Annotated in this window: 7 protein-coding genes; 4 read left to right on the top strand and 3 right to left on the bottom strand. The window is 70.3% G+C overall.

Going from position 1 to position 12233, the window contains the following annotated elements:
* Positions 1–36 precede the first annotated feature (36 nt).
* Positions 37–615: a GNAT family N-acetyltransferase gene (locus SY2F82_RS05420; RefSeq protein ID WP_200417731.1), complete on the bottom strand. Its 579-nt coding sequence runs from the start codon at positions 613–615 to the stop codon at positions 37–39.
* Positions 616–938: 323 nt separating this feature from the next.
* Between SY2F82_RS05420 and secA the strand changes: the two genes are divergently transcribed.
* The gene (gene secA / locus SY2F82_RS05415) at positions 939–3749 is read left to right on the top strand and encodes a preprotein translocase subunit SecA (RefSeq protein WP_200417730.1); all 2811 of its coding nucleotides are present in this window, start codon (positions 939–941) and stop codon (positions 3747–3749) included.
* 78 nt (positions 3750–3827) lie between these two features.
* Here secA and SY2F82_RS05410 read toward each other — a convergent pair whose 3' ends face one another.
* On the bottom strand, positions 3828–4427 hold the full coding sequence (locus tag SY2F82_RS05410; RefSeq protein WP_236041154.1) for an Rv3235 family protein: 600 nt from the start codon (positions 4425–4427) through the stop codon (positions 3828–3830).
* Positions 4428–4743: 316 nt separating this feature from the next.
* Between SY2F82_RS05410 and SY2F82_RS05405 the strand changes: the two genes are divergently transcribed.
* Complete coding sequence (locus tag SY2F82_RS05405) at positions 4744–5259, top strand: hypothetical protein (protein ID WP_200417822.1); 516 nt, start codon at positions 4744–4746, stop codon at positions 5257–5259.
* A gap of 68 nt (positions 5260–5327) precedes the next feature.
* Entirely contained in the window at positions 5328–5993 is a 666-nt protein-coding gene (locus tag SY2F82_RS05400; protein WP_200417728.1) for an HAD family hydrolase, read from the top strand.
* A gap of 95 nt (positions 5994–6088) precedes the next feature.
* On the opposite strand, the gene SY2F82_RS05395 is transcribed toward SY2F82_RS05400, so the two are convergent.
* Positions 6089–6655, bottom strand: a complete 567-nt coding sequence (locus SY2F82_RS05395) for a DJ-1/PfpI family protein (protein ID WP_200417727.1) — start codon at positions 6653–6655, stop codon at positions 6089–6091.
* 624 nt (positions 6656–7279) lie between these two features.
* Between SY2F82_RS05395 and SY2F82_RS05390 the strand changes: the two genes are divergently transcribed.
* Positions 7280–12220 (top strand): NAD-glutamate dehydrogenase, encoded by a 4941-nt coding sequence (locus tag SY2F82_RS05390; RefSeq protein ID WP_200417726.1) that lies wholly within the window; start codon positions 7280–7282, stop codon positions 12218–12220.
* The last annotated feature ends 13 nt before the right edge of the window (positions 12221–12233 follow it).

The following is a 12233-nucleotide window of genomic DNA, read 5'->3' as shown; positions in this document are numbered from 1 at the left end:
CACTGACAACGCGGGACGAGCTGCGAGAGCCCGCGCCTACGGTGCCGGCGCCGGCGCCGGCAGATACGCCGCCGTCGACGGCAGGCCCACGTCCGAGGGCAGCAGGGAGCCGACCCAGCAGTCCCGGCGCACCCCCTTGTTGTTGATCGCGGACCGCAGCACCCCCTCGATGGTGAAGCCCGCGCGCTCCGCGACCGCCCGCGAGCCCGCGTTGCCGACCTCCGCCCGCCACTCCACGCGGTCGACCGACAGGTGGGTGAACGCCCAGTGCGCAGCGCGGAGCGTGGCCTCCGTGATGTAGCCGTTGCCCCGGTGCTCCTTCGTCGCCCAGAAGCCGACCTCGGCCACCCCCAGCGAGCGCATCGTCAGGCCGAGCATGCCCGCCAGCTCCCCGGAGGGAAGGAAGACGCCGAACGTGAACATGGAGGCGTCCCTCCAGCCGTCCGGAGCGATCTGCTCCACGAACAGCTCCGCGTGTTCACGCAGGTACGGCGACGGGATCGTGGTCCAGCGCTGGATTTCGGGGTCCTGGGCTGCCGCGTACACCGCGTCGGTGTCCTGGGGGCCCACGGTGCGCAGCAGGAGGCGTTCGGTGGTCAGGGTGACGGGGTCCATCGCTTGATTCTGCTAGGCCCTCCGCCCGGTCGCCATGATTTTCGCCTCACGCCGGGCCGCGGTCGCCGCCGGTGCCGGTGCCGGTCCGCGGCGCCCCTGTCCGTACCCGCCACGCCGTCGTCCGTGCCTGCCTCGTCACGTCGTGACTGCACGGTTACTTTTCGTGGCACGGACGCGGCACCTTCCGCCACGCCCGTCCGTTGTCCTAGTGGCTGTCGGTGGCAGACCTCCCGGCGCGGCGGGGTCCTCGCTTACGATGGCCGTTGCTCAAGCTGTCATTTAACCGACCGTCCCAGGCCCGACCGGCAAGGAGACAAACCCCCGTGTCCGTCCTCTCGAAGATCATGCGTGCAGGCGAAGGCAAGATCCTGCGCAAGCTGCACCGCATCGCGGACCAGGTCAACTCCATCGAAGAGGACTTCGTCGACCTCTCCGACGCCGAGCTGCGGGCCCTCACCGATGAGTACAAGCAGCGGTACGCCGACGGCGAGAGCCTCGACGACCTGCTCCCCGAGGCCTTCGCCACCGTGCGCGAAGCCGCCAAGCGCGTCCTCGGCCAGCGGCACTACGACGTGCAGTTGATGGGCGGTGCCGCCCTGCACATGGGCTATGTGGCCGAGATGAAGACCGGTGAGGGCAAGACCCTGGTCGGCACGCTCCCCGCGTACCTGAACGCCCTGTCCGGAGATGGCGTCCACATCGTCACGGTCAACGACTACCTGGCCGAGCGCGACTCCGAGATGATGGGCCGCGTCCACAGGTTCCTGGGTCTGTCCGTCGGCTGCATCCTCGCCAACATGACCCCGGCCGAGCGCCGCGAGCAGTACGCGTGCGACATCACCTACGGCACGAACAACGAGTTCGGCTTCGACTACCTCCGCGACAACATGGCGTGGTCGAAGGACGAGCTCGTCCAGCGCGGGCACAACTTCGCGATCGTCGACGAGGTGGACTCCATCCTGGTCGACGAGGCCCGTACGCCGCTGATCATCTCCGGCCCGGCCGACCAGGCCACCAAGTGGTACGGCGACTTCGCCAAGCTGGTCACGCGGCTGAAGAAGGGCGAGGCGGGCAACCCGCTCAAGGGCATCGAGGAGACCGGCGACTACGACGTCGACGAGAAGAAGCGCACGGTCGCCATCCACGAGTCCGGCGTCAGCAAGGTCGAGGACTGGCTGGGCATCGACAACCTCTACGAGTCGGTGAACACCCCGCTGGTGGGTTACCTGAACAACGCGATCAAGGCCAAGGAGCTCTTCAAGCGCGACAAGGACTACGTCGTCATCGACGGCGAGGTCATGATCGTCGATGAGCACACGGGCCGTATCCTCGCCGGCCGCCGCTACAACGAGGGCATGCACCAGGCGATCGAGGCGAAGGAAGGGGTGGACATCAAGGACGAGAACCAGACGCTCGCCACGATCACCCTGCAGAACTTCTTCCGCCTCTACAAGAAGCTCTCCGGCATGACCGGTACGGCGATGACCGAGGCCGCCGAGTTCCACCAGATCTACAAGCTCGGCGTCGTCCCGATCCCGACCAACAAGCCGATGATCCGCAAGGACCAGTCGGACCTGATCTACCGCACCGAGGTCGCCAAGTTCGAGGCGGTCGTGGACGACATCGCCGAGAAGCACGAGAAGGGCCAGCCGATCCTGGTCGGCACCACCTCGGTCGAGAAGTCCGAATACCTCTCGCAGCAGCTCAGCAAGCGCGGCATCCAGCACGAGGTGCTGAACGCCAAGCACCACGAGCGCGAGGCGGCGATCGTCGCCCAGGCCGGCCGCAAGGGCGCCGTGACCGTCGCGACGAACATGGCCGGCCGTGGTACCGACATCAAGCTCGGCGGCAACCCCGAGGACCTCGCCGAGGCCGAGCTGCGCCAGCGCGGGCTCGACCCCGAGGAGCACATCGAGGAGTGGGCCGCGGCCCTGCCCGCCGCCCTGGAGAAGGCCGAGCAGGCGGTCAAGGCGGAGAAGGAGGAGGTCGAGGCCCTCGGCGGCCTCTACGTCCTCGGCACCGAGCGCCACGAGTCCCGCCGTATCGACAACCAGCTGCGTGGTCGTTCCGGCCGTCAGGGTGACCCGGGCGAGTCCCGGTTCTACCTCTCGCTGGGCGACGACCTGATGCGCCTGTTCAAGGCCCAGATGGTCGAGCGCGTGATGTCGATGGCGAACGTCCCGGACGACGTGCCGATCGAGAACAAGATGGTCACGCGCGCGATCGCGTCCGCCCAGTCCCAGGTGGAGCAGCAGAACTTCGAGACCCGGAAGAACGTCCTCAAGTACGACGAGGTCCTCAACCGGCAGCGCGAGGTCATCTACGGCGAGCGGCGCCGCGTCCTGGAGGGCGAGGACCTGCACGAGCAGATCCAGCACTTCATGGACGACACGATCGACGCGTACGTCGCCGCGGAGACCGAGGAGGGCTTCCCGGAGGACTGGGACCTGGACCGGCTGTGGGGCGCCTTCAAGCAGCTCTACCCGGTGAAGGTCACCATCGAGGAACTGGAGGAGGCGGCCGGCGACCGTGCCGGTCTGACCGCCGAGTTCATCGCCGAGTCCATCAAGGACGACATCCACGAGCAGTACGAGCAGCGTGAGGCGCAGCTCGGCTCCGAGATCATGCGTGAGCTGGAGCGCCGGGTCGTGCTGTCGGTGCTGGACCGCAAGTGGCGCGAGCACCTCTACGAGATGGACTACCTCCAGGAGGGCATCGGTCTGCGCGCCATGGCGCAGAAGGACCCGCTGGTCGAGTACCAGCGCGAGGGCTTCGACATGTTCCAGGCCATGATGGAGGGCATCAAGGAGGAGTCCGTCGGCTACCTGTTCAACCTGGAGGTCCAGGTCGAGCAGCAGGTCGAGGAGGTCCCCGTCGAGGACGCCGCGCCTTCCCTGGAGAAGGAGGAGGCCGTGGCGGCCCAGGCGGCCCGCCCGGAGATCCGCGCCAAGGGCCTGGAGGCCCCGCAGCGCCACGAGCGGCTGCACTTCTCCGCGCCGACCGTGGACGGTGAGGGCGGCATCGTCGAGGGCGACTTCGCCAGCGACGGCGAGCCGGTCCGCTCGGAGGCGGACGGCCTGACCCGTGCCGAGCGCCGCAAGCAGGCCAAGGGCGGGCGGCGCCGCAAGAAGTAGCGGGGCCGCGAGAAGCAACGGCGTCGCGTGGCGAGGGGCCGGGCACCCGAGGGTGCCCGGCCCCTCCCTGTTCGTACGTCACACGCCGTCCCCGTGCGGCGCCCGCGGTCCGCCCAGTTCCACCGCGGTGCAGCGCCAGCGGTGGTCGCGGCCGCATTCCAGGCGGAACGCCATCGCGCGGAGCTGGTCGCCCGCGCCGATACGGGCGAAGGCCTCGATGGCGCCGGGGCGCGGGACGTAGTAGCCGATGTCGCGGACGACCGGGCGGGTGCCGCGGGTGCGGAGCGGGCCGCGTTCGGCGAGCCGGGCCAGGTCGTCGTAGGCCCGGCCGACGGTGTGCCGGAGCATGCTGTGCACCGGGCGCTGACCGCTCAGCACGGACAGCAGGCGGTCGGCGAAGACATCGGTGGGGCGGACGTGCGGCACGGGCCTGAGCGGCCCCTGGGCGGCCTGCTCGGGCGGTGGGACGGCGGTCGCCGACGGGGCACTGCCCGACGCGGCACTCGCCGAGGCGGCCTCCGTCGACGTGGCCCCCGCCGATGTGGTCGACGGGCGCTGGAGCGCCCTCGCCCGCGACGGGCCCCGGCCCGGTTCCGCGCGCCGCGGCGCGCCACCCGGACGGCGCGTGTCGTGGCGGACCGGCGGGCGGGCGCCGGGGGCGGGCTTCGTCCTGGTCATCGCCTGGTTCCTGGTCATCACCTTGTGCATGGCGGATCCCCGTTTCGCGAGGCCGGTGAGTACCGGTCGGTAACTTCTTGGGGATCTTGTACGGTGCGGGCGACCGCCTCGCAACGAAGCCGGGAGCCTGCCGGGCCGACCGGAGAGTTCACCTATCAGGGTGAGAGGCGGGGCGAAGTCCCGGCGACGGCCCGGGTTCACAGGGTGAGCCGTGCCTGCCCCTGTTGACGTCCCCCGGGGCCGCGGACGGGACCCGAAGGGGGACGCCCGCACGTATCCTGAGGTGACCCCTGACCGACTACGAAAGCGGCTCGCCATGCGCGTCTACGTCCCCCTGACCCTCTCCGGTCTCGCCGAGGCGTACAAGACGGGCGAGCTGGGCGCCGGACCGGTCGTCGCGTACGCCGTCACGCCCGCGCTGCGCGAGTGGTACCTGTCCGACGACATCGAGGAACTGGAGTACGCGGCGCTGAGCCGGGCCGCGCTCGCCTCCCTGCGCCTGCTGGCGGTCGACCCGGGGACGCCCCGGCGGCGGGTCGTGGTCGCGGTCGACGTCCCCGACGGCGCGGCGACCACCGATCCCGACCGCGGACTCGACCCGGCGGCGCTCGGCGAGGTGCGCGTCGCCGGCCCCCTGCCGCTGGCCAAGGCGGCCGCCGTGCACGTCGACGCGTCCGACGCGGAGCCGGACGTGACCGCGGCGGCCCAGGCGCTGGAGGCGGCCGACCGCGGGGACGACGACGCACAGTTCGTCGTGGACGGCGCCGAGGACCACGAACTGCTCTGGTACGCCACGCAGGAGATCCCGAACCTGCTCGGCTCCACGGACTGACCAGGCGTTCTCCCGGCCGCCGGGCCGCGCACCGGTGATTGTCGGTGCCGCCGGGTACGTTTCATGGCATGGGGACGTACGGAAGCGCGCACATTGTGTGGGACTGGAACGGGACGCTGTTCCACGACAATGACGCGATCATCGGGGCGACGAACGCGGCGTTCGCCGAGCTGGGGCTGGAACCGATCACGCTGGAGCAGTACCGGGCGCTGTACTGCGTGCCGGTCCCGAGGTTCTACGAGCGGCTGATGGGGCGGCTGCCGACGGACACCGAGTGGCAGCTGATGGACGAGGTCTTCCACCGGTACTACGCGGAGCACCGCGTCCGCTGCCGGCTCACCGAGGGCGCGGTGGAGCTGCTGGCGGGGTGGCGGTCGGCGGGACGCAGCCAGTCGCTGCTGAGCATGTACGGGCACGAGGAACTGGTCCCGATGGTCCGGGCGCTCGGGATCGAGGCGCACTTCGTACGGGTGCAGGGGCGCACCGGACCGTCCGGAGGCAGCAAGGCGGAGCACATGGTCCGCCACATACGGGCGCTCGACGGCGTGAGTCCGGCGCGCACGGTGGTGATCGGCGACGCCGCCGACGACGCGGTCGCCGCCCGCCACGTCGGGGCACGGGCCGTGCTGTACACCGGGGGCTCCCACAGCCGCGCCAGCCTCGAAGAGGTCGGCGTGCCGGTGGTCGACACGCTCCAGGAGGCGGTGGCGGAGGCGGAACGCCTGGCGGCCTGAGGAGTTGCCCGAGCGCTTCACCGGAAGTGACACGACGGGCCGCCCATCGGCGGAAGGGTGCGGCGCCCGGCGGGCACCGCACCCGGGTGGCGGGCTCAGGTCACCGGCGCCTTGGCGCGCAGGACGGTCAGGAACTCCCGCATCCAGCCGGAGTGGTCGGGCCAGGCCCGGGACGAGACCAGCGTGCCGTCGACGACCGCCTCGACGTCCTGGAAGTCGGCGCCGGCCGCCTGCATGTCCAGCTCCAGGGCCGGATAGGCGGTGACGCGCCGTCCGCGCAGGGCGTCCACCGCCGCGGTGAGCAGGGGACCGTGGCAGATCTGGGCGACCGGCTTGTCCGTGTCGAAGAACGACTTGAGGATCTTGCGGAGTTCGGGGTCGTTGCGGAGGTACTCCGGGGCGCGCCCGCCGGGGATCACGACGGCGACGTAGTCCCCGGGGTCGACCTCGGAGAAGGCGAGGTCGGCGGGCCAGCTGTAGCCGGGTTTCTCGGTGTAGGTGTCGAAGCCGGGTTCGAAGTCATGGACGACGAAACGGAGCTGCTTGCGGGTCGGGGCCGCGATGTGGACCTCGTAGCCCTCCTCCCGCAGGCGCTGGTACGGATAGAGGACCTCCAGTGATTCCGCCGCGTCGCCGGTGACGATCAGGATCTTCTGCGTCATGGTGGCCGCGCTCCCCTCGGTGGTGCGGACGGCTGCGTCGGGTTGCTTCTGGCAACGTGCCTCGGCCGCAGGCGCTTGCCAAGGGGCCGCGCACTGCCCGGCACTGCCTCCTGACGGCTCACACAGCCGGTACAGCCATGCTCGCACCGTGCGCCCTGCACGGCATCGCCCTCGGTGCCCCTGTGCAGAACGTCAAAGTTGGGCCCCCTGTTTTGTACACATACGGCTCATGACGTGCCCCCCACGGGGAGCGATAGCCTTGTGGCGTGATCAGCGCGATAGCTCGCGGGGACGACGCCGTCCCTGCCCTGCGCCCGGTGAGCACGGACCACCTCCGTGACCGGGCGGCGGTCGCTGGTCTTCACAGGCGGGGCCGGTCGGACTGGGCGCCGCAGGCGCCCGCCGGGGCAACCGGGGCGCCGGGGACGCGGAAGGCGCCGAGCGCGCCGAGAGCAGCGTCACAGTCGCCGCGGGCGCCGGAAATGGCCGATAAACCCCCGCACTTCTCTCCATGCGGCATAGCGTCGAAGCAGACCGGACACCCCGCGTCGCGGCGTTACGTCGGAGAAGAGACCGTACTTCCTTCTACGTCACGCAACGGCGCGCGACAGGAGCCAGAGGACAATGCAGACCAAGCTGGACGAAGCCAAGGCCGAGCTGCTCGAAAGGGCCGCCCGGGTAGCTGAGAACAGCCCGGTCGGGGGGCACCTACCGACCGGGACGACGGACGAGGGCACCCCGGACCGGGAGACCGTGCTCGCGTTCCTCCAGCGCTACTACCTGCACACCGCCCCCGAAGACCTGACCGACCGCGACCCGGTGGACGTCTTCGGCGCCGCCTTCTCGCACTACCGGCTGGCCGAGACGCGCCCACAGGGCACGGCGAACGTGCGCGTGCACACCCCGACCGTCGAGGAGAACGGCTGGACCTGCAGCCACTCCGTCGTCGAGGTCGTCACCGACGACATGCCGTTCCTCGTCGACTCCGTGACGAACGAGCTGTCCCGCCAGGGCCGCGGCATCCACGTCGTGATCCACCCGCAGTTCGTCGTCCGCCGCGACCTGACGGGCAAGCTCCTCGAGGTGCTGCCCGACGCCCCCGGGGCGGAGCTGCCGCACGACGCCCACGTCGAGTCCTGGATCCACGTCGAGATCGACCGCGAGACCGACCGCGCCGACCTCAAGCAGATCACCTCCGACCTGCTGCGCGTCCTGTCCGACGTCCGCGAGGCCGTCGAGGACTGGGAGAAGATGCGCGACTGCGCGCTGCGCATCGCCGAGGGGATCCAGAAGGAGCCGGTACCCCAGGATCTGCCGCAGGCGCAGATCGAGGAGGCCGGTGAGCTGCTGCGCTGGCTGGCCGCCGACCACTTCACCTTCCTCGGCTACCGCGAGTACGAGCTGCGTGACGACGACACGCTGGCCGCGGTGCCCGGCACCGGGCTGGGCATACTGCGATCGGACCCGCACCACGCGGGCGAGGACCAGCACCCGGTCAGTCCGTCCTTCGAGCGGCTGCCCGCCGACGCCCGCGCCAAGGCGCGCGAGCACAAGCTGCTGGTCCTCACCAAGGCCAACAGCCGCGCCACCGTGCACCGGCCTTCGTACCTCGACTACGTCGGCGTGAAGAAGTTCGACGAGAACGGCGACGTCGTCGGAGAGCGCCGCTTCCTCGGCCTGTTCTCCTCCGCCGCCTACACCGAGTCCGTGCTGCGCGTGCCGGTCGTCCGGCGCAAGGTCGACGAGGTCCTCAAGGGCGCCGGGTTCTCGCCCAACAGCCACGACGGCCGGGACCTGCTCCAGATCATGGAGACCTACCCGCGCGACGAGCTGTTCCAGACCCCGGCCGACGAGCTGCGCTCCATCGTCACCTCCGTCCTCTACCTCCAGGAGCGCCGCCGCCTCAGGCTCTACCTGCGCCAGGACGAGTACGGGCGCTACTACTCGGCCCTCGTCTACCTGCCGCGCGACCGCTACACCACCGGCGTCCGGCTGCGCATCATCGACATCCTCAAGGAGGAGCTGGGCGGCACCAGCGTCGACTTCACCGCCTGGAACACCGAGTCGATCCTGTCCCGGCTGCACTTCGTGGTCCGGGTCCCGCAGGGCACCGAGCTGCCGGAGCTGTCCGACGCCGACAAGGAGCGCATCGAGGCCCGGCTGGTGGAGGCCGCCCGCTCCTGGACCGACGGCTTCAGCGAGGCGCTGACCGCCGAGCTCGGCGAGGAGCGCGCCGCGGAGCTCCAGCGCCGCTACACGAACGCCTTCCCCGAGGGCTACAAGGCCGACCACACCCCGCGCGCCGCGGTCGCCGACCTCGTCCACCTCGAGCAGCTCACCGACGAGGAGGGCGGCAAGGACTTCGCCCTCAGCCTGTACGAGCCCGTGGGCACCGGCCCCGGCGAGCGCCGCTTCAAGATCTACCGCAAGGGCGGGTCCGTCTCCCTGTCCGCCGTGCTGCCGGTGCTCCAGCGGATCGGCGTGGAGGTCATCGACGAGCGGCCGTACGAACTGCGCTGCCAGGACCGTACGACCGCGTGGATCTACGACTTCGGTCTCCGGCTGCCCAAGGAGGTGGCCGGCAACGGCGACTACCTCGGCGACGACGGCCGCGAGCGCTTCCAGGACGCGTTCGCCGCCGTGTGGACCGGACAGGCGGAGAACGACGGGTTCAACGCGCTCGTCCTGAGCGCCGGCCTCACCTGGCGGCAGGCCATGGTGCTGCGCGCCTACGCCAAGTACCTGCGCCAGGCCGGTTCGACCTTCAGCCAGGACTACATGGAGGACACCCTCCGCAACAACGTCCACACCACCCGGCTGCTGGTCTCCCTCTTCGAGGCGCGCATGTCGCCGGAGCGGCAGCGGGCCGGCCTGGAGCTGACCGACGCCCTGCTGGAGGAGCTGGACGCCGCCCTCGACCAGGTCGCCTCGCTCGACGAGGACCGGATCCTGCGCTCCTTCCTCACCGTCATCAAGGCGACGCTGCGCACCAACTTCTTCCAGGAGGCGCCCGGCGGCAAGCCGCACGACTACGTCTCCATGAAGTTCGACCCGCAGGCCATCCCGGACCTGCCGGCGCCGCGCCCGGCCTACGAGATCTGGGTGTACTCGCCGCGCGTCGAGGGCGTGCACCTGCGCTTCGGCAAGGTCGCGCGCGGTGGCCTGCGCTGGTCCGACCGGCGCGAGGACTTCCGCACCGAGATCCTCGGCCTGGTCAAGGCGCAGATGGTGAAGAACACCGTGATCGTGCCGGTCGGCGCCAAGGGCGGGTTCGTCGCCAAGCAGCTGCCGGACCCGGCCAAGGACCGTGACGCCTGGCTCGCGGAGGGCATCCGCAGCTACCGCACGTTCATCTCGGCGCTGCTCGACATCACCGACAACATGGTGGCCGGCGAGGTCGTGCCGCCGGTGGACGTCGTACGCCACGACGGCGACGACACCTACCTGGTGGTCGCGGCCGACAAGGGCACCGCGACGTTCTCGGACATCGCCAACGAGGTCGCCGAGAAGTACAACTTCTGGCTCGGCGACGCCTTCGCCTCCGGCGGCTCGGCGGGCTACGACCACAAGAAGATGGGCATCACCGCCCGCGGCGCCTGGGAGTCCGTGAAGCGGCACTTCCGGGAGCTGGACGTGGACACCCAGTCCGAGGACTTCACGGTCGTCGGCATCGGTGACATGTCCGGTGACGTGTTCGGCAACGGCATGCTGCTGAGCGAGCACATCCGCCTGGTCGCGGCCTTCGACCACCGGCACATCTTCATCGACCCGAACCCGGACGCGGCGACCTCGTACGCCGAGCGCCGCCGCCTGTTCGAGCTGCCGCGCTCGTCCTGGGCGGACTACGACACCGAGCTGCTGTCGGCAGGCGGCGGTGTGTTCCCGCGCACGGCCAAGGCGATCCAGGTCAACGCGCACATCCGGGAGGCGCTCGGCATCGAGGGCAAGGTCACCAAGATGACCCCCGCCGACCTGATGCGGGCGATCCTCAAGGCACCGGTCGACCTGCTGTGGAACGGCGGCATCGGCACCTACGTCAAGGCCTCCACGGAGTCGAACGCGGACGTCGGCGACAAGGCCAACGACGCGATCCGCGTGGACGGCAAGGACCTGCGCGTCAAGGTCGTCGGCGAGGGCGGCAACCTGGGCCTGACCCAGCTCGGCCGGATCGAGTTCGCCCAGCACGGCGGCAAGATCAACACCGACGCCATCGACAACAGCGCGGGCGTGGACACCTCCGACCACGAGGTGAACATCAAGATCCTGCTCAACTCGGTCGTGGCCAACGGCGACCTGACCGTCAAGCAGCGCAACCAGCTGCTCGCCGAGATGACCGACGAGGTCGGCGCCCTGGTGCTGCGCAACAACTACGCGCAGAACGTGGCGATCGCCAACGCCCTGTTCCAGTCGAAGGACATGCTGCACGCGCAGCAGCGGTTCATCCGCTACCTGGTGCGCGAGGGCCATCTCGACCGGGCGCTGGAGTTCCTGCCCACCGACCGCCAGATCCGCGAGCGTCTCACCGCCGGAGCGGGCCTGACCGGTCCGGAGACGGCCGTCCTGCTGGCGTACACGAAGATCACGGTCGCCCGGGAGCTGCTGGACACGCCGCTGCCCGACGACCCGTACCTGCGCAGCCTCCTGCACGCGTACTTCCCGACCGCGCTGCGCGAGAAGTTCCCCGAGCAGATCGACAGCCACGCGCTGCGCCGCGAGATCGTGACGACCGTCCTGGTCAACGACACGGTCAACACGGGCGGCACGACCTACCTGCACCGTCTGCGTGAGGAGACCGGCGCCTCGCTGGAGGAGATCGTCCGGGCGCAGACCGCGGCCCGCGCGATCTTCCGCTCCGCTCCCGTGTGGGACGCGGTGGAGGCCCTGGACAACAAGGTCGACGCCGCGGTGCAGACCCGCATCCGGCTGCACTCCCGCCGGCTGGTCGAGCGCGGCACGCGCTGGCTGCTCAACAACCGGCCGCAGCCGCTGCAGCTCACCGAGACCGTCGCGTTCTTCGCCGAGCGCGTCGAGCAGGTCTGGAGCGAACTGCCGAAGCTGGTGCGCGGTGCGGACCTGGAGTGGTGGCAGAAGATCTACGACGAGCTGACGGGCGCCGGCGTCCCGGACGAACTCGCCACACGCGTGGCCGGGTTCTCCTCCGCCTTCCCGGCGCTCGACATCGTCTCGGTGGCCGACCGCATGGGCAAGGACCCCATGGACGTCGCGGAGGTCTACTACGACCTCGCCGACCGGCTCAGGATCACCCAGCTCATGGACCGCATCATCGAACTGCCGCGCGCCGACCGGTGGCAGTCGATGGCCCGCGCCGCGATCCGCGAGGACCTGTACGCGGCCCACGCGGCCCTGACGGCCGAGGTCCTGGCGGCCGGCAACGGCACGTCGACGCCGGAGCAGCGCTTCAAGGCCTGGGAGGAGAAGAACGCGGCGATCCTGTCGCGGGCGCGGACGACGCTCGACGAGATCTCGAACTCGGACTCGTTCGACCTCGCGAACCTCTCGGTGGCGATGCGCACGATGCGGACGCTGCTGAGGACACACAGCTAGGACCGGTCTGACG

Source organism: Streptomyces sp. Y2F8-2 (genome assembly GCF_014905555.1).
Classification (GTDB): domain Bacteria; phylum Actinomycetota; class Actinomycetes; order Streptomycetales; family Streptomycetaceae; genus Streptomyces; species Streptomyces cynarae.
This window is presented reverse-complemented; position numbering and strand designations above follow the sequence as displayed.